Annotated in this window: 23 protein-coding genes; 7 read left to right on the forward strand and 16 right to left on the reverse strand. The window is 45.0% G+C overall.

Annotated elements, in window-relative coordinates:
* Positions 1-16: 16 nt before the first annotated feature.
* The 8 genes from sufB to J2T20_RS00970 all read right to left on the reverse strand — a co-directional run bounded on the left by sufB (position 17) and on the right by J2T20_RS00970 (position 7,190).
* Complete coding sequence (sufB, locus tag J2T20_RS00935) at positions 17-1,414, reverse strand: Fe-S cluster assembly protein SufB (protein ID WP_307584681.1); 1,398 nt, start codon at positions 1,412-1,414, stop codon at positions 17-19.
* 40 nt (positions 1,415-1,454) lie between these two features.
* Positions 1,455-1,886, reverse strand: coding sequence for a Fe-S cluster assembly sulfur transfer protein SufU (gene sufU, locus J2T20_RS00940; RefSeq protein WP_307584683.1), 432 nt, complete (start codon positions 1,884-1,886; stop codon positions 1,455-1,457).
* On the reverse strand, positions 1,873-3,096 hold the full coding sequence (locus J2T20_RS00945) for a cysteine desulfurase (RefSeq protein ID WP_307584684.1): 1,224 nt from the start codon (positions 3,094-3,096) through the stop codon (positions 1,873-1,875). Before J2T20_RS00945 ends, sufU begins: the two co-directional genes overlap by 14 nt.
* Positions 3,093-4,394: a Fe-S cluster assembly protein SufD gene (gene sufD, locus J2T20_RS00950; RefSeq protein WP_307584686.1), complete on the reverse strand. Its 1,302-nt coding sequence runs from the start codon at positions 4,392-4,394 to the stop codon at positions 3,093-3,095. The genes J2T20_RS00945 and sufD overlap by 4 nt, the downstream gene beginning before the upstream one ends.
* Positions 4,395-4,421: 27 nt before the next feature.
* Positions 4,422-5,204: a Fe-S cluster assembly ATPase SufC gene (gene sufC / locus J2T20_RS00955; RefSeq protein ID WP_307584687.1), complete on the reverse strand. Its 783-nt coding sequence runs from the start codon at positions 5,202-5,204 to the stop codon at positions 4,422-4,424.
* Between the two features lie 228 nt (positions 5,205-5,432).
* Positions 5,433-5,999, reverse strand: a complete 567-nt coding sequence (locus tag J2T20_RS00960; RefSeq protein WP_307584689.1) for a DUF1802 family protein — start codon at positions 5,997-5,999, stop codon at positions 5,433-5,435.
* A 159-nt stretch (positions 6,000-6,158) separates the two neighbouring features.
* Positions 6,159-6,620, reverse strand: a complete 462-nt coding sequence (locus J2T20_RS00965) for a Dps family protein (RefSeq protein ID WP_307584691.1) — start codon at positions 6,618-6,620, stop codon at positions 6,159-6,161.
* A 267-nt stretch (positions 6,621-6,887) separates the two neighbouring features.
* On the reverse strand, positions 6,888-7,190 hold the full coding sequence (locus tag J2T20_RS00970; RefSeq protein ID WP_307584694.1) for a YunC family protein: 303 nt from the start codon (positions 7,188-7,190) through the stop codon (positions 6,888-6,890).
* A gap of 208 nt (positions 7,191-7,398) precedes the next feature.
* On the opposite strand from J2T20_RS00970, the gene J2T20_RS00975 reads away from it, so the two are divergent.
* On the forward strand, positions 7,399-7,923 hold the full coding sequence (locus J2T20_RS00975) for a hypothetical protein (RefSeq protein WP_307584696.1): 525 nt from the start codon (positions 7,399-7,401) through the stop codon (positions 7,921-7,923).
* Positions 7,924-7,995: 72 nt separating this feature from the next.
* Here the strand turns inward: J2T20_RS00975 and J2T20_RS00980 are convergent, their stop codons facing one another.
* A complete protein-coding gene (locus J2T20_RS00980) occupies positions 7,996-8,379 on the reverse strand; it encodes a DUF423 domain-containing protein (RefSeq protein ID WP_307584698.1) in 384 nt (127 codons plus the stop codon).
* 160 nt (positions 8,380-8,539) lie between these two features.
* Between J2T20_RS00980 and J2T20_RS00985 the strand changes: the two genes are divergently transcribed.
* Positions 8,540-8,956: a hypothetical protein gene (locus tag J2T20_RS00985; RefSeq protein WP_307584700.1), complete on the forward strand. Its 417-nt coding sequence runs from the start codon at positions 8,540-8,542 to the stop codon at positions 8,954-8,956.
* Positions 8,957-9,107: 151 nt separating this feature from the next.
* Here the strand turns inward: J2T20_RS00985 and J2T20_RS00990 are convergent, their stop codons facing one another.
* A complete protein-coding gene (locus tag J2T20_RS00990; RefSeq protein ID WP_307584702.1) occupies positions 9,108-9,731 on the reverse strand; it encodes a hypothetical protein in 624 nt (207 codons plus the stop codon).
* Between the two features lie 220 nt (positions 9,732-9,951).
* Between J2T20_RS00990 and yhbH the strand changes: the two genes are divergently transcribed.
* Positions 9,952-11,115, forward strand: coding sequence for a sporulation protein YhbH (gene yhbH / locus J2T20_RS00995; RefSeq protein ID WP_307584704.1), 1,164 nt, complete (start codon positions 9,952-9,954; stop codon positions 11,113-11,115).
* An 88-nt stretch (positions 11,116-11,203) separates the two neighbouring features.
* Here the strand turns inward: yhbH and J2T20_RS01000 are convergent, their stop codons facing one another.
* The 6 genes from J2T20_RS01000 to J2T20_RS01025 form a co-directional block, all read right to left on the reverse strand.
* Positions 11,204-12,709, reverse strand: a complete 1,506-nt coding sequence (locus tag J2T20_RS01000; RefSeq protein ID WP_307584706.1) for an alpha-glucosidase/alpha-galactosidase — start codon at positions 12,707-12,709, stop codon at positions 11,204-11,206.
* Positions 12,710-12,808: 99 nt separating this feature from the next.
* A complete protein-coding gene (locus tag J2T20_RS01005; RefSeq protein WP_307584708.1) occupies positions 12,809-13,747 on the reverse strand; it encodes an AraC family transcriptional regulator in 939 nt (312 codons plus the stop codon).
* Between the two features lie 303 nt (positions 13,748-14,050).
* On the reverse strand, positions 14,051-16,108 hold the full coding sequence (locus J2T20_RS01010) for a methyl-accepting chemotaxis protein (RefSeq protein WP_307584710.1): 2,058 nt from the start codon (positions 16,106-16,108) through the stop codon (positions 14,051-14,053).
* A 98-nt stretch (positions 16,109-16,206) separates the two neighbouring features.
* Positions 16,207-17,052 (reverse strand): sugar ABC transporter permease, encoded by an 846-nt coding sequence (locus J2T20_RS01015; protein ID WP_307584712.1) that lies wholly within the window; start codon positions 17,050-17,052, stop codon positions 16,207-16,209.
* Positions 17,049-18,362, reverse strand: coding sequence for a sugar ABC transporter permease (locus J2T20_RS01020; protein WP_307584714.1), 1,314 nt, complete (start codon positions 18,360-18,362; stop codon positions 17,049-17,051). Before J2T20_RS01020 ends, J2T20_RS01015 begins: the two co-directional genes overlap by 4 nt.
* A 115-nt stretch (positions 18,363-18,477) precedes the next feature.
* Positions 18,478-19,809: a sugar ABC transporter substrate-binding protein gene (locus J2T20_RS01025; protein WP_307584716.1), complete on the reverse strand. Its 1,332-nt coding sequence runs from the start codon at positions 19,807-19,809 to the stop codon at positions 18,478-18,480.
* Between the two features lie 623 nt (positions 19,810-20,432).
* Here J2T20_RS01025 and J2T20_RS01030 point away from each other — a divergent pair.
* From J2T20_RS01030 to J2T20_RS01045, 4 genes are all read left to right on the forward strand, one after another.
* On the forward strand, positions 20,433-22,178 hold the full coding sequence (locus J2T20_RS01030; protein WP_307584718.1) for an alpha-glycosidase: 1,746 nt from the start codon (positions 20,433-20,435) through the stop codon (positions 22,176-22,178).
* A 236-nt stretch (positions 22,179-22,414) separates the two neighbouring features.
* A complete protein-coding gene (locus J2T20_RS01035; RefSeq protein WP_307584720.1) occupies positions 22,415-23,452 on the forward strand; it encodes a LacI family DNA-binding transcriptional regulator in 1,038 nt (345 codons plus the stop codon).
* 106 nt (positions 23,453-23,558) lie between these two features.
* A complete protein-coding gene (pgmB, locus tag J2T20_RS01040) occupies positions 23,559-24,221 on the forward strand; it encodes a beta-phosphoglucomutase (RefSeq protein WP_307584722.1) in 663 nt (220 codons plus the stop codon).
* 288 nt (positions 24,222-24,509) lie between these two features.
* The gene (locus tag J2T20_RS01045) at positions 24,510-26,828 is read left to right on the forward strand and encodes a glycoside hydrolase family 65 protein (RefSeq protein WP_307584724.1); all 2,319 of its coding nucleotides are present in this window, start codon (positions 24,510-24,512) and stop codon (positions 26,826-26,828) included.
* Positions 26,829-26,879 lie beyond the last annotated feature (51 nt).

Consider the following 26,879-nt stretch of genomic DNA (forward strand, 5'->3'; position numbering starts at 1 on the left):
CCTGATAAATAACAATTTAACCGATCGAACCTTCCATCTCGAACTTGATGAGACGGTTCATCTCTACCGCGTATTCCATCGGCAGCTCTTTGGTGAAGGGTTCAATGAAGCCCATTACGATCATTTGCGTTGCTTCTGCTTCTGTAAGACCTCGGCTCATGAGATAGAACAGCTGCTCCTCGGAAACCTTGGAGACCGTTGCTTCATGTTCCAGTGTAATATTATCGTTCATAATCTCATTATAAGGAATCGTATCCGAAGTGGACTGGTTATCCATAATGAGTGTATCGCATTTAATGTTTGACTTTGCTCCATCTGCTTGACGGCCGAAGGAAGCAAGACCCCGGTAAGTTACCTTACCGCCATGTTTGCTGATCGACTTCGAGACAATTGTAGAAGTCGTGTCCGGAGCCAAGTGTATCATCTTGGCGCCTGCATCCTGATGCTGGCCTTTGCCGGCTACGGCAATGGAAAGCACAGAGCCTTTGGCTCCGCGGCCTTTGAGCACTACCGCAGGGTATTTCATGGTCAGCTTGGATCCAATGTTGCCGTCAACCCATTCCATTGTGGCGTTTTCTTCTGCAACCGCACGTTTGGTAACGAGGTTGTAGATGTTTGGCGCCCAGTTCTGAATGGTAGTATAACGGACACGTGCATTTTTCATACACAGGATTTCTACTACTGCGCTGTGCAGGGAATTCGTGCTGTAGATTGGTGCTGTACAACCCTCTACGTAATGCACGAAGCTGTCCTCATCGGCCAAAATCAGGGTACGCTCGAATTGACCCATGTTCTCGGAGTTAATACGGAAGTAAGCCTGCAAAGGCACTTCGCATTTCACACCTTTTGGAACATAAATGAAGCTTCCGCCTGACCATACAGCGCTGTTCAATGCGGCAAATTTATTGTCTGTTGGGGGGATAATCGTTCCGAAAAACTTTCTAAAAAGTTCAGGATGCTCCCGTAGTGCGGTATCGGTATCCGTGAAGATAACTCCTTGGTCTTCAAGGTTCTTTTGCATGCTGTGGTATACAACCTCGGACTCGTATTGAGCCGAGACACCGGCGAGGAACTTCTGCTCCGCTTCCGGAATACCGAGCTTATCAAAAGTCTCTTTAATTTCAGAAGGGACTTCCTCCCATGTCTTTCCTTGTTTCTCGGATGGTCTTACATAATATTGAATATCCTCGAAATCCAGATCATCCATGTTGCCGCCCCATTTAGGCATCGGCATTTTGCGGAATTGTTCCAATGATTTCAGGCGGAAATCCAGCATCCATTGAGGTTCATTCTTGATTGCAGAAATTTCCTTAACAATTTCGGCCGTCAATCCTTTACCAGACTGGAATATCGACTTGTGCTCATCCCGGAACCCGTATTGGTATTCCTCCATATCAGGCGCTTTCTTAGCCATGGTGTCAGCCTCCTTGTTTCTTCTGTTATTTGTGTAGCTGTTATTTATGCTGCTCTTCCTCGTCTATTCCTTTACGAAGCGCGTTCCATCCAAGTGTTGCACATTTGATCCGCGCCGGAAATTTATTAACACCGGAAAGGGCTTCAATGTCTTCATAGTCACCAAAATCTACGGTATCACCCTTCATTAGGCAAGAAAACCGATCCGCCAAGTCAAGAGCACGTTCTACAGTTTGGCCTTTGACTGCTTCTGTCATCATAGAAGCCGATGACATGCTAATCGAGCAGCCTTCACCATTGTAACGAGCATCCTTGACGATTCCATCCTCCACCTTGAGCTGAAGCGTAATGCGGTCGCCGCAGGTTGGGTTATTCAGTTCGATCTTCATGGCTTCATCATCAAATGAGCCGCGATTCCGGGGATTTTTATAATGATCCATAATTACGCGTCTATACAAATCATCCAAGTTCATCGGCAAAATACTCCTTTGTCTTGAGTAAGGCACTGACCAGCCGATCAACATCTTCTTCGGTGTTATAGAGATAGAAGCTGGCCCGAGCCGTTGAGCTCACTTCCAGCCAACGCATCAGCGGCTGGCAGCAGTGATGACCGGCACGAATAGCAATACCCTCCGCATCCAGTACCGTTGCAACATCATGCGGGTGGACATCACCCAGATTAAAGGTTACAACTCCAACTTTGCGTTTAAGAGGCCCATAAATTGTCAGCCCGTTAATTTCTGACAGACGTTGCTCAGCGTAAGCAGCAAGGGTAGTCTCATGACGGTGAATCTCGTCCAACCCAATCTCCTGAAGGAAATCAATCGCTGCCCCCAGTCCAACGGCACCAGCAATAATCGGTGTGCCCCCTTCGAACTTCCAAGGGAGCTCCTTCCAGGTCGACTCATAGAGGCCGACATCATCAATCATCTCGCCGCCGAACTCTACAGGATCCATTGCTTCCAGTAGCGATCTCTTGCCATACAGAGCACCGATACCGGTAGGAGCAAGCATTTTGTGTCCGGATAGTGCATAGAAATCACAATCCAGTGCCTGCACATCCACTTTCATATGCGGAGTACTTTGAGCCCCATCCACAACAATTACCGCACCATGACGATGGGCAATGGCAGCAAGCTCTTTAATGGGGTGTGTAACACCCATTACATTGGATACATAAGCGATAGCAACGATCTTGGTCTGATCCGTAATCGTCTTCTCAGCATCCTCAAGCGTAATGGTTCCATCCTTTTGGAGCGGAATATATTTCAAGGTGGCGCCAGTTCTCTTAGCTAACTGCTGCCAGGGAATAAGATTGCTGTGATGCTCCATTTGGGTCAGGACGATCTCATCGCCTTCCCCCACCGCTGATGGCCCATAGGAGCTGGCTACAATATTCAGCGCTGTTGTAGTCCCGCGAGTGAAAATGATTTCTTTCGTACTGCGGGCATTAATAAACTTAGCCAGTTTCTCTCTGGCACCCTCATAAGCATCCGTCGCCCGGCTGCCCAAGGTGTGGACACCACGATGTACATTGGCGTTGTCCCATTCATAATACTTTTTGACCGCCTCTATGACCTGCCGCGGCTTCTGTGAGGTCGCCGCGCTGTCCAGGTATACCAGTGGATGGCCGTTTATATTTTGATTCAGTATGGGAAAATGCTCCCGGATGGTGCTGATCATTGGCCTAACTTCCTTTCCACCAGAGATTGGAGCTGATTACGCAATCCCTCCAGTGGAATTTGCGACACAACAGGAGCCAGAAAGCCGTAGATGATCAGTGTTTCCGCTTCATGTCGGGAAATTCCGCGGGACATTAGGTAATAGACCTGTTCGTAATTGACCTGTCCTACGGAAGCGGCATGGCCTGCTGTAACATCATCTTCGTCAATAAGCAGAATCGGGTTCGCATCCCCACGGGCTTTTGGACTCAGCATAAGTACTTTTTCAGTCTGCTGTCCATCCGCTCTTGTGGCACCCTTCTCAATCTTCGTGATCCCGTTGATAATGGACGTAGCTGCATCACGCATAACTGCACGGGTAATCATGTTACTTGGTGTGTTTTTGCCGAAATGTTGTGCTTGAGTCGTGTAATTAAGCTTCTGGGAGCCTGACCCAACGGCTATAACCTTAGCGTTAGATGTAGAGCCGTTACCTTTAAGTACCGACTTGGTATCACTCGCTGTATCCCCGTAGTTCATCTCACCGATAATCCAGTCAATCGCTCCATCGTTCTCCACCACTGCACGGCGGTAAGTCACGTCTGTCGTGTCCTCACCGAGCTGGTGTACCGTTGCATAACGAACTTTAGCGCCTGCGCCTACAAAGACTTCTACCGCACCATTGTGCAGACCGGCTTCGGTTTTGTCCGAAACGTAGTTGTCAACATAAGTCACCGAGCTGTTAGTATCAGCAACGATAAGGATATGAGGCACGAATGAAGCTTCTGCATCGTCTGTCAAAAGCACGGCCTGAAGGGGTGTGCTTACAACAACATTCTTAGGAACATAGAGGAATACTCCACCATTCCATAGTGCAGCGTGAAGAGCTGCTAGGGAGTGCTCGTCAGGCTTTACAGCCTTATGCAAATAACGCTGCACCAAATCCCCATGTTCCCTAACGGCAGTCTGCAAATCCGTGAAAATAACGCCTTGCTCTGCCAGCTCAGGAGCAAGTTGTGTAAATACTACACCGGAGTTGCGGTGAATAATCAAGCTGCCTCCCTCTTGATCCTTAACCAGTGCGGTTATGGAAGAGGGGGCTTCATGAAGGGATGCAAACGGTTGGCTTTCTTTATAGCTACCGTAATGGTTCACATTCCAGCGATCAATCCGTGTTTTCTCTAATTTAGGCAGTGTCAATTCTGCTGCCAGTTCCAGTGCCTTCAAGCGGCTTTCTTTCAGCCAGCCCGGTTCGCCGCAGCGAAGCGATAATTCGCTTAAGCGGTCGGCGTCCACTGGAAGAATGGTTTGCGTCGTCATAAATGGTCTCCTCCTTCCCGGCGTCTTTTAAGCGTCCTGCCCTACGGTTTCATCTTCAATTCCAAGTTCCTCTTTAATCCATTCGTAACCTTCTGCTTCCAGACGCTGAGCCAGCTCAGGGCCACCGGATTTCACGATTCTGCCTTGCATCATAACATGCACAAAATCAGGCTTAATATAGTTCAGCAAACGCTGGTAGTGGGTAATAACAAGGAAGCCGCGATCTTCACTGCGCATGGAGTTCACGCCATCGGCTACAATTCTCAAAGCATCAATATCAAGACCGGAGTCAATTTCGTCCAAAATAACGATCTTAGGATCCAACATCATCATTTGCAGAATTTCATTACGCTTTTTCTCTCCGCCGGAGAAGCCTTCATTCAAATAACGGTGTAGAAACTCGGGATTCATCTCCAGTTCCTTCATCTTCGCTTCCATCTGACGGATAAAACGGATCAGAGAAATTTCGCTTCCCTCTTCACGACGGGAATTGATTGCGCTGCGGAGAAAATCAGAATTCGTTACTCCTGAAATTTCACTTGGATACTGCATGGCCAGGAAAAGACCGGCGCGTGCGCGTTCGTCAACAGCCATTTCCAGAAGATCTTCACCTTCGAGGGTAGCTGTGCCTTCTGTAACTTCATATTTAGGATGTCCCATAAGAGCGGATGCCAAAGTACTTTTACCTGTACCGTTGGGTCCCATGATAGCGTGGATTTCTCCGCCCTTCATTTGAAGGTTGATTCCCTTCAAGATCTCTTTTCCTTCGATGCTTGCTTTCAGTCCCTCAATGACAAAATCTGCTGCCATAATTAGTATTCCCTCCAATGATCGATTTGCGGATTCTAACGCCTAGTTTTGTATTGTAACAGGGTAAACCCTGAGTGCCAGCACAATTAGTTTTTATATTAGATAATAATTATTATAAAGTGTATTTGACTGATTATCAATGATTCTCATTAAGTTTATTACAAAATGATTATTTTTACAAACATCTATTTTCATTTTCAATACACTCAAAGTAATTATTTAGAGGCATTAAATCGCATGTTTGATCTCATTACATAAAGCCTCAAACTCCCCATCTTCAAGGACCGGCTTCATTTCTCTGAGTTCAGGTGATGGACTTAGCTCAATCCATGATCTACAACCGGAATATTCTGGAAGTACCTCGATTTCCAAGGGCTCTACTAAGGTGTATACTCGCAACAGCAACACATGAAGCGGCTCTTTAGCTTTCCAACGTAACCGCTCGGCAGCCAATCCCTCACTCCACATATGATAAGGAGACAGTTGCTCCAGCTGTTCGAGATCACGGATTTCAAGATCTGCTGCCACTTCAGCATATGCGGTAAGCTTGACTGTGGGCGCATTCGGCTCAAAACCGCTTAAGGATTGCTCGACATAATGCCGATCCTGCTCCTTCACTAATTCAGGCCGTTGATGCTCGTAGGTAGGATATAGATAAAAGGAATCGCTTTTTAGTTCAAAACGTCTCGTCTCCTCCTTAATTCCGCCCTTACGTAATAGTATGACTTGTCTACCCTCTGCAAGAACCTTTATTGTGGAGTCCCATTCCTTCAGAGCTACAGGATTAACTTTCATCGTAAGTATCCCCTTTCCCCTCCCAAGAATCCTAAAGAAATAAATTATAAGAATTATACCGCTTGCTGCTTATAAATCACACTAAAATGCAAAAATAAAGCCTCCGCCGCACGGAGGCTTTATAATCAAAGATCTGTAGTCCAAAAAAATGATCACTCCTTAACCCAGGAAAGACCGCAGCATCCATTGATTCTTCTCTAGATCGCTGCGAATTTTGATAAACAAATCAGCCGTAGGCTGGTCCCTTGCTTCTTCTGTTGCCTCAATGCCTTCTGTCAGCTCTTCAGATACCGTTGCGAAATCTTCTATAAGAGATTGAACCATCCCCCGGGTATCTTCCTTGCCTGTAGCTTCCTGAATGGTTGCAAGTTCCAAATATTCCTTCATGGTAGCGACCGGTGATCCTTTAATGCTCAGGAGCCGCTCTGCCACTTCATCCATTTTAAGCGTAACATCATCGTACAGTTCTTCGAACTTTGCGTGAAGGGAGAAAAATTGCTCTCCTTTTACATACCAATGGTAGTTGTGTAATTTAACGTACAATACGTTCAGGTTGGCAACCTGACGATTCAAAATTTGCTGCAATGAAGTTGTGTTCACTTTATTAGATGCTTTAGCCATGATTTTATCCCATCCTTATTCATATTGTAGCCAGCTCTTCTCCCCGGCTCTGTACCCGTTATTCTATACTCATTTTACCCTCTACAGTATGAGCCGAAACAAGGGAATAACAAGTACAACCCTGCAACAAGCACGCTTACCTCACTTTATAGGATGAGCTAAGACGACATTCCTTATGCTCTGCATATTGACGTAACTCAAATTCTCCCCAATAAAAAAAGGCCCAGCAGGCCTCGAGAATATCTTTTCAAATGTCGAAAATTGTTGTTAAATCATTCTTAGCAAAGCGTCCGCTCCCGTCATGCCTGGTAGAATCCCAAGATTCTCTGCTTCCAAAGTGACCGACTCCAATGGAGCAGCTAACAATTCAGGCAACGTACGTACACCAACCGCCCGCCCGGCAATAATATGCCGTTCTTTAAGACGTTCATTAAGAAGACCTACATCTAATGCACCGCACATAATATATCCCTTGCTGGTGTTGATCGTTAGCAAAGTTGTTTTGGGAAGCTTAACTTCAACTCCGACGAAGATGTGATCACCCACCACAATTGGCTCCATTGTAACCAAAATACAGCACCTCCCTTTTTTCACATTTCACTATATATGTATGCCTTATCCCCTATGGACGTGTGGATAGAGCGTTCCTAAAGCGAAAATGCAATGGGGGAGGCAAAAGTCCCATACTTTCCAAGGATTCTATATAAATATTCCTTATTTAATGATATAGTTTATAATAATTATTAGCAGTATTCTAATGAAAAAAGCTGGGGGATCTATGGACAAAAAACTACAAAGCACTGACGGAAATTATCTATTTAACGTCGACATCCTGATTAATGCCCGTACAAACCCGCTTGCCATGCAATATTTACTCGAGTTGTTGAACAACCATGATAAAGTAACTGATTTCAACATTAATTCGGGTCTAGAGCTGGGTAGAACGATTGATAGTCTGCTCCGGTCTGCAAAATTGGCCTTAAAACAGGAGATTTCTCCTCCAATTCCAGTAGACCTGCCACAAAAAATTGCAGTGAAACAGACACCCTCACCCTTAATTCAGTTGAAACCACAACAACCAACACCGCAAGCGATGGAGCCTTCCGATGCCTTTGTCCAGATTAGACAATATATTCAGAGTAATCAATTGGTTCGCATAAGAGCCAATCGCCATGGCAAGCAGGTATCGATGCCGTGCCGTATTTTGAATTTTGACGAGACTGCCAAAACGTTAAGCGTTTATCATGTAGATGAGAAGCAAGTTTATACCTTCAAACTAAATGAAATTGACGAGTTTCACTAAAACTACAGGGTACAGAAACAGCAAACAAGCACCTGCCTTCATTGAAAAGACACGGTGCTTGTTTTTATGCGGCTATCTTCCTGTTTTACGAGAGAATGCTTCCAGTGATAAACATAACCAGCCCGCGAGGAAGCAGAGACCTCCAAACGGTGTAATCGCTCCTAAAATTGTAATACCGGTTATACTCAGAACATACAAGCTACCCGAGAAAAGCACAATTCCGGAAATAAGCAAGATCCCAGTCCAACGCAATCTAGGGCTTTCACCCCATTGACCTATGAGCAAGGCAATCAAAATCAGGCCAAGCGCATGCATCATCTGGTATTGAACGCCTGTCTCATAAACCTTCAATGAATCTGCATCAATTATAGGCTTAAGCAGATGTGCGCCAAATGCTCCTATCGCCACTGAAAGCATAGCAAGTAAAGAACCCCAAGCTAAAAATGTACGCTGCATGATTTACAACTCCTTAAAGTATTCCCTCTATTTTAACGTATAGGATTACTTTATTTCCAGTTGCCCTTTAACCTTTTTAATATGGGGGTTGCATTTCCAGCCGTCTTGTGAAAAAGTGAATGTAGACAAGCTATTCTCATCTGCCAAAGGAGTGCCTAATATGGACAATAACTCTTTTTCGAAGTCTGATTCACCTATTCCATCAACTGTTAACTTACACGAAATTAAGCCTAATCTTAAACATTCTGGTCCCGGTATCGCTTCATTCGTAATCAGCCTTGTTTCCCTTCTCGGTTACCTTGTCTCCTTTGTGATAGCCGCTACAATGGCCACCTCAATCTTGAATGAATTCGGAGAGCTGAGCAATGACTCCTCACAAGCTTTTATGTTCCTGGGAGTAGCCGTCTTGGGTCTTGCTGCTCTTAATGTGATCGGAGTAGTGACTGGCATCATAGGGATCTCGCTGCGTAACCGCCGCAAGGTATTTGGGGTTATCGGTACGATAATCAATGCCATCATTATTCTGATTTTTATGCTGTTAATTGCTACAGTACTGGTCAATATCGGGGCACAATAGCACCTTAAACCCAAAAAAAGGCGGTCTCCGCGAGGTAAACTTCACTTCGCGGAGACCGCCCTTTATCTTTTACTGGCTTACAATGGAATTCAAAGAGGCAAATACATGCGGCGAGAAGCCTTCCGAAGCTTCCCCCTGGGGAATATTGAGCTTAATAATATATCCCTGTCCCTCGATTTCCTTCACGATATACTCCCTCGTTAGATTGGATCCGCTGGCTGACAAATACATATAACGAATATCCTTCACCTTTTGCAAGCTTTGCCTCTTTCTCTTCTGCATTGCCTTCCAAACTCAGCTTCAGAGTCTTACTCTGCGGCAAGACTCCTCCAGCAGAAGCATCAGGCGCAAGGGAAAGCTTAGACAGTACACGCTGTTTCACAGTGTCGTCTCCGGGTACCGATTTTTCAACATATTCAAAAACTACAGGATCATCCATATTTAAAGCCTCAGGCGCAGTCTCTGTACCTACTCCCAATTCAAAGGCAGTGGAGCCTTCCTCCGTTTTGATCTCTACAGAATGATTATCAATTTGTCCGACGTAGATGCCGGTTCCCTTTATTACTAGCGGTTCTTCATTTTCGGGCGTTGCAGACGCTGTCGGACTGACGCTCTCGGTCGGTACAGGCGACGGTGATGCCGAAGCTGTTGCCGTTTCAGCGGGGATGTTACTCTCCCCTGGAGCCGTTGCAGGAGTGTTACCGCCACAGGCAGTTAATGCCAGCATTAACACCGCAACTGCGGCCATAGCAGGCAATGAGTGTGAGTGTTTCAAGTTGACTACCTCCTGAAATAAGAATTTGTGATGTCTTGCCGAATAGGCTTACCTTTATAAACGCGAAACCATTCCGAAGGTTGCAAAAAAATGGTCACTGCTCTTCCCTTATCTGTAACCCGGAGCTCCATAATAATCACATATCCCCCATCTCCATGAATATACTTTAGTTACAAGCCAAAGCTCGTGGTGTCTTATATTTCATGGGAGGTGGTCACCTTTGTCGCAACAGCCCCAGCCCTTTACGTTTGTAGTATCGAAAGAAGACTGGTCCCTGCACCGTAAAGGCCATCAAGATCAGGAGCGTCATCAGCAAAAAGTCAGAGACGCCATAAAAGATAATTTGCCGGATCTTGTTACCGAAGAGAATATTATTATGTCCGATGGCAAACAAATTGTTAAGGTACCGATTCGCAGTCTGGATGAATACCGGATCATTTACAATTACCGTAAGCAAAAGCATGTAGGTCAAGGTGACGGAGACAGCCAAGTAGGTGATGTTCTTGGTCGTGAACCCTCATCAGCAGGACCGGGTAAAGGCGATAAAGCGGGCGACCAACCTGGTCAGGATACCGTAGAAGCCGAAGTCAATCTGGAAGATTTGGAGGACATTTTGTTTGAGGATATGGAGCTTCCGCATTTGAAGCCAAAGGATAAGGAGCAAATCGAGGTCAAATCGATCGTCTTTAACGATATTCGCAAAAAAGGAATGATGTCCAATATCGACAAGAAGCGTACCCTGCTTGAGAATTTAAGACGGAATTCGAGTGCTGGGAATCCAGGTATTCACGGTATCAGTCCTGACGATTTACGCTACAAAACATGGGATGATATCACCATTCCCCACTCTAATGCCGTTATTATTGCGATGATGGACACTTCTGGTAGTATGGGGACCTTTGAGAAATACTGCGCCCGCAGCTTTTTCTTCTGGATGACCCGTTTTCTTCGCCGCCAATATGAGAAGGTTGAGATCGTCTTTCTAGCCCACCATACGGAAGCGAAGGAAGTAAGTGAACATGATTTCTTTACCCGCGGGGAAAGCGGAGGAACCATCTGCTCCTCAGCGTATCAAAAGGCGATAGAGATCATTGACAGCCGTTATCCACCTGCAAAATACAACATATATCCGTTCCACTTCTCGGACGGGGATAATCTCACCTCTGATAATGAGCGTTGTGTAAAGCTGATCGAAGAACTGTTGAAACGGAGCAATATGTTTGGATATGGTGAGGTGAATCAATACAACCGCAGCAGCACATTGATGTCGGCTTACCGGCATCTCAAGAATGAGCAGTTCATGCATTACGTCATTAAAGATAAAAAGGAAGTTTATCAGGCATTAAAAACTTTTTTCCGCAAGCGTGCGAGTGCTCAAGGATAACAGTTTTTTTGAGAATTACATTAAAAAAAAGAACCTCCAGCTCCGCTTTCAAAGCGGTTTTGGAAGTTCTTTTTAACTTAGTGATGGCTTAATGCACCTTCTCGCGGTCCTTGCCCTTGTCGGATTCTCCGGCATTTTTGTTCGCGGCGTCACGGTCCTGCTGCATTTCTTCCACAGACTTGACCTTCAGGCGGGCGGCGCCTTCATAAGTAGAAGCCGTTGGAATCAGATTACCCGATGCCAGCGAAATTTTGGCTTTGGCAATCGCATCGCTATATCGAGGCAGCCACTGCTCACCGGCAACCAGCATTTCATCCACCATCTGCCAGATTTCCTTAGGGTTACAGACTGCTCCCACAAGAGGGTCCATCATGAACGCCTGACGCAATAGCTTATCATCCCCATGTACAGCTGCCTCAACGGCCAGACGTTGTACCGAAATGCTAACGTTGCAGACGGCTGCCAGACCAAGCGGCAAATCGCCCACAAGCGGCATTGAAATACCATTACGGTCAACATAACCCGGAGCTTCAATAATAGCATCATCAGGGAGGTTGGAGATTACACCGTTGTTGACTACATTAAAGTGGCCTCTATATACTCTTCCTGTTTCCAGACCTTCGATAATAAAAGAACCGTGTTCTTCCCCTCTATTCTCCTTTGTATACTCCAACGCAGGATCCTTCATCCAGTTAGGGAAATCCGTCTCGAACCAATTGCGCCCTTCGGTACAGACTCGTAAATATCCACCGGTCTCGCCGTTGATCCAGCTACCTAAATCTATCCAATCTTTGATTTCATCCGCACGTTTACGATACCAAGGCACATACTCGCTTAAGTGGCCATTGGATTCAGTACTGTAGTAACCAAATCGACGAAGCATATCAATGCGGACCTTTTCAGTCCGGCTAAATTCCGGATGCTTCTCAAAAGCCTCCAATAACCCTTCGGTTAAATCCTTGCCCTCATGAGTTGCGGAAATGTACCAGGTTTGATGATTGATTCCGGCACAGATGATGTCCACCGCTGATTTTTGAAGTCCGTACACATCTGCAATTTGTTGATGTCCATGCTGTACTCCGTGACAGAGGCCAATCGTCCGCACACCGCCATATTTATTACAAGCCCAAGTCAACATGACCATCGGGTTCGAATAATTAAGCAACAATACATCGGGAGAAGCCACCTCCCGTATATCCCGGCAGATGTCCAGCATCTCCGCGATCCCACGCTGCCCGTACATTATGCCTCCTGCGCACAGAGTATCCCCTACACATTGATCCACGCCATATTTAAGGGGAATATCCACATCCGTTGCAAAGGCCTCAAGTCCGCCCATACGAATCGTACAAAATACGTACTTGGCATCCTCCAGCGCTTCTCTGCGGTCAGTCGTAGCCTTTATGTTAATCTTCAATCCGTTCTCGGTAATATCCCGTTGACACAGCTCGGTCACCATCTCCAAGTTATGTTTGTTTATATCCATAAACGATACTTCAATATTCTTAAACTCAGGCACTGTCAATAGATCACGCAGCAGGCCCCGAGTGAAACCAATGCTCCCCGCACCGATAAACGTTACTTTAAAAGACATGGTAATCATCCTCCGTCATGTATTGGTTGTTCCTGTCCATTGTAGCAAGGGACCCTTGGTAAGCGTAACCAATATCATGACTTGTTTCTCATTTAGGTGTCAAATATCCTCACCTAAATTTCCAGATTCACCTTCCTCATAAATCCACGAGTGACGTTCAATCGAGTTGCGATACTCCACAGGAGTTAGCCCGGTATACTTTTTGAAGAGTAGATGGAAATACTGTCTGCTGCTTATCCCTACATAATCGGCAATTTCCGCAACAGGGATATCGCTTTTCGCCAGGAGCATTCGTGATTTTTCTATTCGCAAAATATTCAAATAGTCAGTAATGGTTCGACCTGTATGTGACTTGAAGATACGGTGCAAATACCCGGGGTGGAGACTGACAGCCAAAGCAATATCTTTAACCTGGATACTGCGGTCATAATTCTGATGCAGGAATTCTATGCTTCGCCGAACATAGAACTCGGTTGGATGCTGACTGCTGCGCAGCTTCTCCTCCTTCAATCGTGCAATTCGCAGAAGCATTTCACAGAAGAGCAAATCAGTCATGCTCCCCCCATCCGCTCCGCGTTGATCTAGCTCCAGTACAAGACTTTTCAATACATGATACACTTCCTCGGGATCGGGTAAGATCAGACTTGAGAAAGGCGTTCCAAGCAACCTTGCTACCACCTGCTCCTCACGGGCTAGACTTCCGATGGATGGAGCGACTCCCTTATACTCCGTAAAGCCAAACTCCACATTCAGCATTCGGCAAGGAGTGCCATCCTCCACTATAAGCCTGTGCGGAACGTTAGCATCCAGAATGATGAGCTCTCCGCGCTTCATGGAGTAGCTCTCCGCGTTCCCTTTCATCTGCCTGACATCCACAGTGCAACTGCCGGAGATGAGATACATAATTTCTGTAGAGTTATGATGGTGAAACTGCATTTTATAATTATTCCACTGCTTATAATAATAGGCAAAAAAACGGGGACTGTAGTCTCCGTTAATTAATACCTTTTGAAAGAGACTCCCACTCCGTTCAGACAATGCATTACACCCTTTCACAAGCGATCAAAATCATCAAGATGAACTCAAGTTTACCTCTCATATGCTTTTGGAACAAGATTTTCTATATAAGATGAACTTAAATATTAACTTTAGGCTCAGGCGTCACTACCGTGAAGATTTGGACTTCCGGCCGCTGTTGTCTCCATATTTCTTTGATTAAATCCGCTTTTTAGCGGTTGAAATCCGGATACAAAGGCGGTCGCTATCGCTCCTACAGTTCCAAATTTCCCTATCGTTCCTTTTCGCTTTTTGTTATGTCTTTTATTCAGCTTATATAGTTATTTATATGTTAAAAGAAACCAGAGACTCCTTAAGAGATTCAGCCAATCCTTCCAGTTTAGCAGAAAGGGTTACCAATTCCTCGCTCACAATGAATTGTTGAGAAGACATAGAGGCTACTTCTTGAGTGGCGGCGCTTGTCTCTTCTACAACTGCACTGACGCTCGCCATGGATTCACCCAACTGGCGCTGAAACTGCAGCAGCTCGGCAATGGATAAGGAAGATTGGCCTATATGCCCAATGAAATCCTCCATCTCCTGTTTCACACTCTCAAATATGCTTGATGATTCCCGTACGCTTGTGATCTGTTCAAGGAACAGGGGTGCTGCTTCATTCACTACCTTAACTGTATTCTCAATATCCAGCCCAATCTCATCGGTAATCCGGGAGACAGAGTGAATGGATTCACTGGATTGATTAGCCAACTGACGGATTTCATCTGCAATAACGATAAACCCTCTCCCTGCAACACCGGCTCTAACCGCTTCAATAGAAGCATTAAGCGCCAAAATATTCGTCTGCTTATTCACTGCAATCATCGGAGTGAGAATACTGCGAATAAGGTGCGTACTTTGTCTTAACTTGTCTGCATTTTGAACGATCAAATTCATCATTTCTACAGAAGATTCACTCTTCTCCACCAATTGCTTCATCAGCTCAGACCCCTGATTACTGACCCCGATAACCTTGCCTGCCGAAGCATCCATCATCGTATTATTCTCAGCCACATCATTCATCTTAAGCCCCATGGTTTCGACGTTCCGATTACTTTTCTCTGCCTCCTCCGCGAGACTGGTTGCTCCAAAAGCAATATCACCTGTTGCTGTGGCTACCTCGCGCGCGTGAAGAGATGTAGCACTGGACGCCGATACTAGCTGCTCTGAAGTAGCCAGCACTTCATTTGCCGACAATCCACTTTGCCCAGCCAGAAGTGAGATCTGCTCCATCATTTGATTGAAGCTACTCCCAAGCCTTCCAATTTCATCCTGACTTTTAAAGTGGGTGCGAACCTGAAGATTCCCTTTTTGTCCTTCTTCCATCAATCCTGCCAGCTTGCCAAGTGGCCGGCCGATCAGGCGCATCAGAAAGTAACCTATGAATGCTGCGATTAACGCTGCTGCCAGCACAACTAATAATGTTATGTACAATAGCTTACTTGCGGATTGGGTAAAATCACTGACAGGTGCATAACCCATCATCGTCCATTTGGCAGTCTTAAGTGACTGATAGACCACCAGTTGTGAGTCCCCCTTATCATCCGCTGCTGTAAAGGAGTGGTTCTCCCTCTTAAGCTGCTCTTGATCCACTTTAATAGAAGAAGTCTGGCCCAGCAAGGCATTGTCCGCACCATACACAATAATCCCTTCGGGATTCAGTATGCGAATCTCACCACCTAATCCGATATGCAGATTCGATAATACATCCGTCAGGGCTTTTCCTTTAATTTCTATCAGCATATAATATTCAGCTTCTGGGTGCTGGATATTCCGCAGTAATCTGCCCATGGTTAGAGAAGGTTCGTTGTACGCGTCAAAAAAACCCTTCGACCGGACCGGAAACCATACCGGGTTCCCTTTTGCGTCAACAATCTGCTTCATTCTCCCCATGATAGCTTCATCACTGCGAAGGGAGATGGTGCCCGCTGATTTATAGGATTCCGCTTCTACCAGACTCTTGGATACCAATCGAATTCCTAACAAACGGTCATCTGAACCTTTAACAGAATCGAGCTTTCTGCGAATCCGATCTTCTGCTGCAGTCTTCTTCACCGTACCTGCGGCTGGATTATTAACCATTTCAATATCCGCTTTTAGCACAGAGTCTACAGCAAATTGTCTCGAAAGCGCTTCATATTGAGCAAATAGAAAATCCAGTTTGTCCGCTGCCTGAACGATAGATTGGGAGGAAGCCGCTGCAACCTCATCCGTAATGATCCCTTTAGCGGTATAATACGAGGTCAAACCTAGTACGGAAGACAGAATCACAATAGTACAGAATAAAATAACAAACAATTTCATACCAACCGATTTAAAATGCAAATAACTGCGCGATCTTCTCATACCTTTCTCTCCCCATGACAAAATAAAGGTACAGCCCTTCAATAGTGCATAAGGCTGTACCCCGAATTACGGAATTGAAGATTGATCGTGAAATTTCGTTATCCTTTACTGGCTCCAGCAGTTAGTCCATCTACAAGTAGACGCTGCAGGAATGCGAACAGAATCATAATCGGAACCGAAATCATAACGGCACCTGCGGAGAATAGTGTGAAATTACTGTTCGTAATGGTGTTAACCATATCCCACATCCCAACAGCTACCGTCCAGTTTTCCTTGGTCCGCAGAATAAGTCTTGCAAAAATAAAATCCACCCACGGCCCAACAAATTGGGTCAGTGCCATATAAGTAATCATGGGACGAGAAAGTGGCAGGATGACTCTTGTAAAGATGCCAAAGTTGCTTGCGCCATCGATGCGGGCCGCCTCATCCAAAGACCTTGGAATGGTATCTAGGTAGCCTTTGGCGATAAATGTACCCATGAGTGGCGCGCCTGACGCATATACGAGAATAAGCGCGATATGAGTATCTAACAAATTGAACTCTTTCAAGAGCAGATAGATAGCAATCATGCTCATAAAGCCCGGGAACATTCCCAGAATCAATACAACCGACAGTGCAGTTTTCCGGGCTCTGAAACGGAATCTTGATACTGCATAACTAGTCAGCAGAGTAAGAACCACCCCAATCAACATTGAAAAAAGGGCAATTTTGAAAGTATTCGCATACCATGTTCCGAACATATAGACCGGCGAGGTAAATAGTTCAGTATAATGTGCCAAAGTAAATTGTTCGGGAATCAACGTTTTGCTGTACAAGGACTTACCGGGCCGGAAAGACGCCATAAGAATCCATACGGCCGGATACAGTGCAGCAATGGAAAGCGCAATTAAGACAATGTAACTGGCCGTCAAACGTACAAAGTTACCAATTTTACGTCCGCTCATTGGATCATGTCCTCCTCTTTAAATGATTTGGTCCGGCGGTAATTATACAGGGAGAACGAAGCGATAATGAGAAAGATTATAATCCCTATAGCGGAAGCCATATTGTTCTTGTTCTGATCCAGTGTTAATTTGTACAACCAGGTCACGAGAAGGTCCGTGGAACCTGCGTACTGATAATCACCGTTAACCGGGTTGCCGCCGGTCAGCAGGAAGATCGCATTAAAGTTATTGATATTGCCGGCAAACTGCATAATCAATGTAGGCGCCGTCGAGAACAGAATCATTGGCAGCGTTACAATACGGAATTTCTGATATGCGGTTGCTCCATCGACCTCTGCAGCTTCATACATATCCCGCGGTATGGTAGTTAACACACCCATGATAAGCAACATGGATACCGGTATACCTACCCACATGTTAACGACAATAACTGTAACTTTAGCCCAGAAGGGATCCGTAAGCCAAGGCAGACCACCCATCCCGAAGTATCTGAGATATTGGTTAATAGGACCAAATTGACCGTTGAACAAATTGCGCATCAGCAGCAGGGAAATCAGCTGCGGAACCGCATAAGGCACAATCAGGATCACTCTCCACATTCCTTTGAAGCGGATGCCGCGTTGGCTGACCAACAGAGCGACTAGTAAACCGCCAAAATATGTAGTAACGGTTGATAGAACGGCCCAGATAATTGTCCAAGTTAAAACACCATAGAACGTATGGCTCCAAGTCTTGAGAACAAGCAAGTTTCGGAAGGTTTCAAACCCAACCCAGTCTACCAATTTGGCTGGAGGCAAATGATTCGGCGCAGCATAGTTGGTAAATGCCAACATGATCATGAAGAAAATCGGCATCACGGTAAAGAATAAAATACCGATACTCGGCAGGATTAGGAACGATTGGGCAAATTTATAATCCAGTATATAGCGAATCGTTTGTTTGAACGTATTCGATTGAAGACCGGCTTCGCACTCCACCCCAATCTTATAAGCATCTTTAATATTCAAATACCAGGCCATAAGTATTACGATTAAGACGAGCAGAGTAATCAAACTCTGAATCAAGATATAGATGGAGTGGTCTCCAGGTACCAATTTGGAGATACCCTTTACCTTTTCAAAATGACTGGCTGCATCCCCCAGTGAGGTAATGCCCCATATTGCCCGGCCAAGATTGCCGATAAAATAATACACACTGACAGCTTCTATAGCTAAAAAGATTAAACCTTTGATGAATTGGCGGTTATATATTTGTCCCAATCCCATGAATATGGTCGACAGTATTGCGGCTCTCGTTCGGTGTCGCTGCATTTCCCTTCCGTTCTCCTCTCCGCGCGGAATCAGTAACTTGCCCGCCGCTAACTTGTGCGGCGGGCAAGTTGATTCCACTATAGGCTATTAATTCCTTGGTAGTAAGCTCATTCTGTTACTCAGCAGCTACACCGTTATTCAGATCTTTGATTTGTTGAACGGCTTTATCCATTGCGACTTTAGGATCAACATTTTTGTCCCAAATTTCTGGAAGAGCTGCGTTTACAGGGGCCCATACGTTGCCCATTTCAGGAATGGAAGGCATCGGTTGGGAGTTTTTCGCTTGTTCTGCGAAAGCAGATACATAAGGATCTCCGGAGATTTGTGGATCAGCCAACGCTTCGTTGTTTGTTGGAACGGAACCAACAAGTTTGTTCAAAAGAAGTTGTGCGTCTTTGCCCGAAGCAAAGTTTGCATACAATTTAGCAGCATTAGGATATTGAGAATAAGCATTAACCGCAAAGATTTTGATACCTGAGAAGGTGATTGATGTTTTACCGTCGATAGTAGGGATTGGTGCGATTCCAAGGTTGTCGCCAAGTGCAGTTTTGTATCCAGCAAGTTCCCAAGGTCCTGTAATATCCATAGCTACGTCACCTGAGTTGAATAAGCCGCGTTTGATATCGGGATTGATATCACCGCTCTTGATCGGTAAAGCTTCTTTCATTTTTACAAAGGCCTTCAGGCTGGTAATTGCACCCTCATTGTTAAGTCCGATATCATCTTTGTTCGTGCCGTTATCTCCGAAGAGATATCCGCCATTGGAAGCGATGAACATGTAGTTGAAGTACAAGTTGCCGACTTCCCACATAATTCCGTATCTGTTCTTGGATTTATCTGTGAACGTTTTGCTGAATGCAAGAACGTCATCGAATGATTTTGGAGCTTCTTTAAGCAAAGATTTATTGTAGTACAGCGCATAGGTTTCTGCCGCTCTTGGGTAACCATACAATTCGTTATTAAAAGTGGATCCGATAATGGATGCTTCTGTGTTAGCGGATTTGGTTTCTTCAGCGAAAATATCGTTTGGAAGGACCACGCTCGCACTTGCAGCTTTACCTAAGTTATCGTGTGGGAGTAGAACAACGTCAGCAGCCAGGCCAGATGGACCATCTTGTATAAGCCTATTTACTTGATCGGGTGGTGCCAACTCTTCAATTTTGACTGGAACGTTATATTTTGCTGTGAATTGCTTAGCAATCTCTTCTGCGAACTTTCTTTCATCTTTACTTTCCCATACAGTTAGTGTAGCGCCATCTTCTGGCACAACTTCTGTAGCTGCTGCATTGCCGCTATTCGTGCCTGCATTCTCTGTTGTATTCGCTGCAGGTGCATTAGTAGCTTCTACATTTCCCCCATTGTTGGCATTGTTGTTGCTGCCGCAAGCAGTAATGGATAGAACCATTGAGCAAGCCGCTGTTAGAACCATGAGTTTTTTCAACTTCATTACGTTAACCCCTCCCGTTTTATGTAACAAGAATATTCATGCAACACGCTTCACCAAATTTGCGCAAACGATTTCAGCAGGAGTGAAAAAAATGTTGATTTCAACGTTAATCCCACCTGTATTTGCTATAACAAGTTTAGAAAGCGCTTCATTCATGAATCCATCATACAACAGTATTGTTTGTTTGTAAAAACGTTTGCACATACTGAATTCAGGCATTTTGACCGATTTAAGCTAGAAAATATCCGATTTACTCGCTCTTTTGCAAGATAACTCTGATTTGAACGTTTTTTTCAGGTTCTTTAGTCACAGTTTTGTTATTACATCCCATATCTAGTTCCTAATCAAACCTGAAACCTGGGATATTTACCCGTTTATTAATTTAAAAATTCTCAAATCATTGTGAATAATTGTGCAATGGTTTGTACAAAATAGATTGAACCCTTTTTTTTTTCGTGCTATAATCCAAATCGATCAAGAAACCTGCCCTCTAAGGACTGGGGACTGCAAAATTAAAAGGCAATGTTACTTATGACAGGTACATCCTCGGCAAGCTACTTTGCTTTGATGTGCCTGTTTTTTATTACAGGGAGCCTTAGCTCACCACTTTGGGAGGAAATAATATGTTACTGGAAGCTGTATATCATCGTCCGCGGTTAAACTGGTCTTATGCTTATAATGAAAATACCATTCACCTGCGTTTGCGGGCTAAAAAAGGGGACTTAACAGAGGTATATGCTTGGACTGGAGATAAATATGCCTGGGATACGACCAAGGAGCTGATCCCGATGAGTCTTTTCACCTCGGATGAAATGTTCGATTATTGGGATTGTGAGAGCGTTCCTCCATACCGCCGCCTTAAATACGGATTTTTGCTGCAAAAGGGTCTTGAGCGGATCTGGATGACCGAAAGCGATTTTTCACCCCATCGTCCTGAGAATCCAGAAAAACTGTTCGAGTTTCCCTACATAAATCGCAGCGACATTTTTACTCCGCCGGCATGGGTTAAGGATGCTATCTTCTATCAGATATTTCCTGAACGATTCGCAAACGGTGATCCCAGCTTAGACCCGGAGAATGTACAGCCGTGGGGCGGCAAACCGGAACGTGACAGTTTTTTCGGTGGAGATCTTCAAGGAGTTATTGATCATCTGGACCATTTGAGTGAGCTGGGTATCAACGCTATTTATTTCACTCCCGTCTTTGCTGCAACGACAAACCATAAATACGATACGGAAGATTATTTGCGTATTGATCCGCAGTTTGGGGATGCTAAGACCCTGAAAAAGCTAGTTGATGCCTGCCATGAACGCGGTATTCGCGTGTTGTTAGACGCTGTATTCAATCATGCTGGGAAAACCTTCGCTCCATTTGTAGATGTTCAGGAAAAAGGAGAAGCCTCACCCTATAAGGACTGGTTCCATGTTAATCAATTTCCGCTGGCCATCGATCAGGAGATCCCCTCCTACGATACCTTTGCCTTTGAACCGTTGATGCCAAAGTTAAATACGGAAAATGCTGAAGTTAAGCAATATTTACTAGAGGTTGCCGAATACTGGATCAAGGAAGTCGGCATTGACGGCTGGCGGTTGGATGTAGCCAATGAAGTAAGTCATGAATTCTGGCGGGAATTCCGTAAGGTTGTGAAACGAGCGAATCCTGATGCCTATATTCTAGGAGAAATATGGCATGAGTCCGCACCGTGGCTGGAGGGTGACAAATTTGATGCTGTAATGAATTACCCATTCACCAGTGCTGTAATTGATTTCTTTGTTCTCGGTAATTTGGACGCTGAGGGATTTGCTAATTCAATCGGCAAGCAGCTTTCCCGTTATCCGCTGCAGGCAAGTGAGGTTGCATTCAACCTGCTTGACAGCCATGATACCCCGCGCCTACTTACACTAGCTAAAGGGGATAAGAAAAAACAGAAGCTGGCTGCATTGTTCCAGTTTACTTTTATGGGCACGCCTTGTATCTATTACGGTGATGAAGTAGGAATGGACGGTGGTGGAGATCCGGATTGCCGTAAATGCATGGAGTGGGAGAAAGATAAGCAGGATCTTGAATTGTTTGAATTTTACCGCAGATTGATTCATATCCGAGCCAGTCATCCTGCACTTCGAACTGGAACGATGAGCTTCCTTGAAGCGAGCCGCCAGGGAACCAAACTGGCTTATGAACGCCGACTGGGTGACGATATTCTGATCGTACTGGTCAATACTGAAGAAACGGCCCAACACTTCCAATTGGCTGTGGAGGAACGAAATTGGGAAAATGTCCTTACAGACGCTTCTCTCCGGGCTGAACGTGGCATTTTATCTGTGAAGCTTCCTGCCTTCGGCTACGTGGTTCTAAAGGCTGTCTATTAATAATAGTAGTTATTTTTCGTAACCGTTTATTGTACAACCTTAAAAAGCCATCATCCGTCTGTTATCGGAGATGGCTTTTGGACCTACTGAATGAGTCTCAACATGCAAAAAAAACATTAGCATCGTTGGTATACTGCGATTCTGGTTGTAATTCTGAAGGACTTTATCTATTTACAATTAACTATACTTCGATTAATATTACTGTGTAAAGCAAACGGTTCCATAAGGAGGTTTCTATGACAGTTACCATCAAGGATGTGGCCAAGAGAGCCGGAGTATCACCTTCAACGGTGTCCCGGGTATTGTCGGGCCATCCCAGAATCAGCTTAGAAACTTCCCGTAAGGTTAAGGTTATTATGGAGGAAATGGGCTATCACCCAAACATGATGGCTAAAAGCCTGGTGTCGAAGACTACGAACAGTATCTGTATCATTCTTCCGAAACCAGCTGAAGAGCTGTTCTCTAATTTGTTTTTCATGGAATTAATACGCGGTATTGTCACGCAAGCCAGCCGTTCCGGCTATGATGTACTCATCAGCTCCGGTGCGAACGAAAAGGAAGAGCTTGAGGCTGCCTCTCGTCTCCTGAAAGGGCGCCGCGTCGACGGCGTTATTCTGCTGTATTCGCGTAAAGACGATGCTGTAATTGATTTTCTGGAGAACAACGGTTATCCTTTTGTTCTTGTAGGACGAAGTGACCGTTATGAGAATATACTATCTGTCGATAATGATAATGTGATGGCAGCGTATGACGCTACGAATCACCTGATCTCTATGGGACACGAACGCATCGGCTTTGTCAGTGGTCCGCAGAACTTAATTGTTTCACGCGACCGGCTAGAGGGATACCGCAAGGCGATGCAGAATAGTGAGCTGGAAATGCGGCCTGAATGGATAGTAGAAGGTGAATTTCTGCAGGATAGCGGATATCGGGCCATGTCTTTTTTCATGAATCTCCCGAATCGCCCAACTGCGCTGGTTGTAGTCGATGATATGGTAGCATTTGGGGTGCTGCGCGGGTTAAATGAGCTGAAATACAGTGTTCCGGAAGATTTGGCCATTGTCAGCTTTAATAATATCCCTCTCTCTGAATTGTCCAATCCACCGATCAGCAGCATAGATATCGGAATTTATCATCTGGGCTACACGGCTTCCCAAGTTTTGATTCAAGGCATTCAGAAAGCGGCTATTGGTGCTGGATACACGAACAGATTTGTTATTCCACACCGTCTGATTATCCGTGAATCTTCCATGCATTCCCTTAATAAAAAATGACGGGCAGAATAATAAATGAAGCCTCAATGCTTCATTTATTTTTTCGAAAGTTGTACAAACGTTTGCGCTAATGATTTATTAGATAAATCTACAGGAGGTTCTATTGATGAAAGAAGTAAAAGCTTGTTTGTTTGACCTGGACGGTGTACTCGTTGACACAGCCAAATATCATTATATTGCTTGGAAAGAGCTTGCAGATGATCTTGGATTTCAGTTTACAGAGCAGGATAATGAACGCCTTAAGGGTGTTAGCAGAGTCGCTTCCCTTAACATTCTGCTTGAAATCGGCGGCTTGTCATTTACCGATGCAGAAAAGGAAAAACTGGCCGAGAAGAAAAATAACCGTTATGTTGAATACATCACCACTATGGACAGCTCAGAAATTCTTCCAGGGGCTTTAGATTTCCTGAAGGAATGCCGTGCACACGGAATTCGGGTTGCACTAGGCTCCGCCAGTAAAAATGCTATGATGATTCTAAACAATACGGGTCTTACCCCTTACTTTGATGCCATCATTGATGGAACCCATACATCAGTCGCCAAGCCGGATCCTGAAGTATTCCTGCTCGGCGCTAAAGCCTTAGAAACGGTCCCTGAACAATGTGTTGTATTCGAGGATGCTGAAGCAGGCATAGAAGCAGCTATCCGTGCCGGTATGGTCAGTGTTGGTATCGGCTCACCGGAGACACTTGCAGCAGCGAACGTTGTGGTCCCCTCACTGCAGCAAATGAATGTGGCACGCTTAAGAGAATCATTTGCAAGCGTTTGAAGAACATTATAATCCGAGTGGAGTGAATGTGGGTTTCTCTAACTCCCATCTGCTTTAAAAAGTATATAGAGAACTAAAGTTACGTTAGTAGCGTAGAGAGCGAAAGGATTGTGGAGAAGCGTTAGCGTTCGCCTTTGTCCCCAGATGCTTACCGATAATCTTTTTATTCGAGCATCTGGGGACAACAGCGATCGGAACAACCTTCCGCCAACGGAGCGCTCATACGTAACTTTAGAGTTATTGTATATAGTTGTTTATAAACCCCTACTTATTAAAGGAGAGATTAACGTGAAACAATATTTAACGATCGACGAATGGTCCATTATTGAGGAATCCTTTGATTCCCAGACTCATGAGATTTCCGAAAGTGTATTTAGTATCGGGAACGGTTATATGGGCGGCCGGGCCAACTTCGAGGAGCAATATAGCGGTCGCAGTCTTCAAGGCAGTTATATGGCCGGGGTTTATTACCCTGATAAAACCCGTGTAGGCTGGTGGAAGAACGGCTATCCGGAATATTTTGCCAAAGTACTTAACAGCACCAACTGGATTGGTATTAACATTGAAATTGACGGTGTACAGCTAGATTTGGCTACGAGCACTGTTTCTGAGTTCCGCCGTCAACTGAATATGAAAGAAGGTACCCTCTCCCGCTGCTTCACAGCTACCCTTGAAGGCGGCAAGACAGTCAGAGTTGAGAGCATCCGGATTGTCAGCTTGGTTCGCCGTGAGATTGGAGCTATTCGTTACTCCGTTATTCCCGTGAATTTTGCAGGTAATATTACCATTACTCCTTATCTAGACGGGGATATCAAGAACAAGGATTCCAACTATGATGAAAAGTTCTGGAATGAGGTTGAGAAGAAGGGTGGGCCTGACGGCGGTCATATCACCTTAAAGACGAAAAAGCTCGACTTTCATGTTACGTCAGCCATGGCTTTTGACATTCTGGTTAACGGTGAGAAGCTTAACACAGAAGCGGAAGTTATTGAGCAGGAAAAATATGTCGCGAACAAAATCAACCTATCCGTACAGGAAGGCGATCAGGTAGTTATTTATAAATATGCCTCAAACGTTACCTCCAGAAATCATGGTCTCGGCCAACTCGTTGACGTTGCCAAAACTACACTTCAACAAGCAAAAGAAGCGGGATTCTCCACTCTTTTGAAGGAACAAAATGAAGCATGGAGAGATAAGTGGAAGGAAAGCGACATTATCATCGAAGGTGATGCTTCCGCTCAGCAGGCTATTCGCTTTAATATTTTCCAGCTGAATCAGACATATAACGGAGAAGACGACCGTCTGAACATCGGACCGAAGGGCTTTACGGGTGAAAAATACGGCGGCAGCACCTATTGGGATACAGAAGCCTATTGTGTGCCTTTCTATCTCAGTACGGCTGACTCCTCCATTGCACGCAACCTGTTGATTTACCGATACAAGCATCTTGAAAAAGCAAAAGAAAATGCCCGCAAGCTCGGCTTCACTAAAGGCGCCTTGTACCCAATGGTAACGATGAACGGTGAAGAATGCCATAACGAGTGGGAAATTACCTTCGAGGAGATTCACCGGAACGGTGCTATCGCTTACGCCATTTTCAACTATGTGAATTACACCGGAGACAAAGCCTATCTAGGACAATATGGGCTTGAGGTACTTGTGGAGATCTCACGTTTCTGGGAAGAACGTGTTCATTATGTTTCTCATAAAGACAAGTATGTCATGCTAGGTGTAACCGGACCGAACGAATACGAAAACAATGTCAATAATAACTGGTATAGCAACCGGATGGCTTCTTGGACGATGGAATATACTTTGGAAGCTCTCGCTTATCTGCAAGAAAATGAAAACACACGGTATGCTGAGCTGTTAGAAAAACTGGAGCTTCAGGAAACTGAAACCTCTAAATGGAATGATATCATTGCTAAAATGTATTACCCTGCGGATGAAGAACAAGGTGTTTTCCTGCAGCAGGATGGTTTTCTGGACAAAGAAATCATTCAAGTGAAAGATCTAAATCCGGAGAATCTGCCTTTGAATCAAAAATGGTCCTGGGATCGAATCCTGCGCTCATGCTTCATTAAACAGGCTGATGTGTTACAAGGTTTGTATTTCCTTGGCGACCGTTATGATCTGGAGACGAAAAAACGGAATTTCGATTTCTATGAGCCGATAACGGTTCATGAGTCCTCTCTCTCCCCTTGTATCCATGCAATTCTTGCCTGCGAACTCGGTTACAAAGAGAAGGCTTATGAAATGTATCTCCGCACTTCGAGACTGGATCTCGATAATTATAACAATGATACTGAAGACGGCTGTCATTCTACTAGTATGGCCGGGACTTGGATGTCTATCGTACACGGCTTCGGCGGACTTCGCGTCCATGATGGCAGATTATCATTGAAGCCTTCGAACCCGGGCCACTGGAAATCATATTCCTTCAAAATCATGTTCCGCGGCACACGTCTTAAAGTAAGTGTTACCGATCTCAATGTCACAGTTTCGAATGAAACTGAAGTACCGGCTTACATCACGATTTACGACAAGGAATTTACGGTTAACGGCTTGAGCAGTGTTACTGCCCCAGGCGCCTCTGTTACGGTGTAACTTTCTAACGATTAGACCCGGGGCTTAGGTTTCGGGTTTCTTTTTTTACAT

This window comes from Paenibacillus wynnii, assembly GCF_030812855.1.
Classification (GTDB): domain Bacteria; phylum Bacillota; class Bacilli; order Paenibacillales; family Paenibacillaceae; genus Paenibacillus_AQ; species Paenibacillus_AQ wynnii_A.

Coding starts and splice junctions, on each gene's coding strand:
- sufB (WP_307584681.1), bottom strand. CDS start 1,414: ATGGCTAAGAAAGCGCCTGATATGGAGGAATACCAATACGGGTTCCGG.
- sufU (WP_307584683.1), bottom strand. CDS start 1,886: ATGAACTTGGATGATTTGTATAGACGCGTAATTATGGATCATTATAAA.
- J2T20_RS00945 (WP_307584684.1), bottom strand. CDS start 3,096: ATGATCAGCACCATCCGGGAGCATTTTCCCATACTGAATCAAAATATA.
- sufD (WP_307584686.1), bottom strand. CDS start 4,394: ATGACGACGCAAACCATTCTTCCAGTGGACGCCGACCGCTTAAGCGAA.
- sufC (WP_307584687.1), bottom strand. CDS start 5,204: ATGGCAGCAGATTTTGTCATTGAGGGACTGAAAGCAAGCATCGAAGGA.
- J2T20_RS00960 (WP_307584689.1), bottom strand. CDS start 5,999: ATGAAAGTTAATCCTGTAGCTCTGAAGGAATGGGACTCCACAATAAAG.
- J2T20_RS00965 (WP_307584691.1), bottom strand. CDS start 6,620: ATGGCTAAAGCATCTAATAAAGTGAACACAACTTCATTGCAGCAAATT.
- J2T20_RS00975 (WP_307584696.1), top strand. CDS start 7,399: ATGGACAAAAAACTACAAAGCACTGACGGAAATTATCTATTTAACGTC.
- J2T20_RS00980 (WP_307584698.1), bottom strand. CDS start 8,379: ATGCAGCGTACATTTTTAGCTTGGGGTTCTTTACTTGCTATGCTTTCA.
- J2T20_RS00985 (WP_307584700.1), top strand. CDS start 8,540: ATGGACAATAACTCTTTTTCGAAGTCTGATTCACCTATTCCATCAACT.
- J2T20_RS01000 (WP_307584706.1), bottom strand. CDS start 12,709: ATGTCTTTTAAAGTAACGTTTATCGGTGCGGGGAGCATTGGTTTCACT.
- J2T20_RS01010 (WP_307584710.1), bottom strand. CDS start 16,108: ATGAGAAGATCGCGCAGTTATTTGCATTTTAAATCGGTTGGTATGAAA.
- J2T20_RS01015 (WP_307584712.1), bottom strand. CDS start 17,052: ATGAGCGGACGTAAAATTGGTAACTTTGTACGTTTGACGGCCAGTTAC.
- J2T20_RS01020 (WP_307584714.1), bottom strand. CDS start 18,362: ATGCAGCGACACCGAACGAGAGCCGCAATACTGTCGACCATATTCATG.
- J2T20_RS01025 (WP_307584716.1), bottom strand. CDS start 19,809: ATGAAGTTGAAAAAACTCATGGTTCTAACAGCGGCTTGCTCAATGGTT.
- J2T20_RS01030 (WP_307584718.1), top strand. CDS start 20,433: ATGTTACTGGAAGCTGTATATCATCGTCCGCGGTTAAACTGGTCTTAT.
- J2T20_RS01035 (WP_307584720.1), top strand. CDS start 22,415: ATGACAGTTACCATCAAGGATGTGGCCAAGAGAGCCGGAGTATCACCT.
- pgmB (WP_307584722.1), top strand. CDS start 23,559: ATGAAAGAAGTAAAAGCTTGTTTGTTTGACCTGGACGGTGTACTCGTT.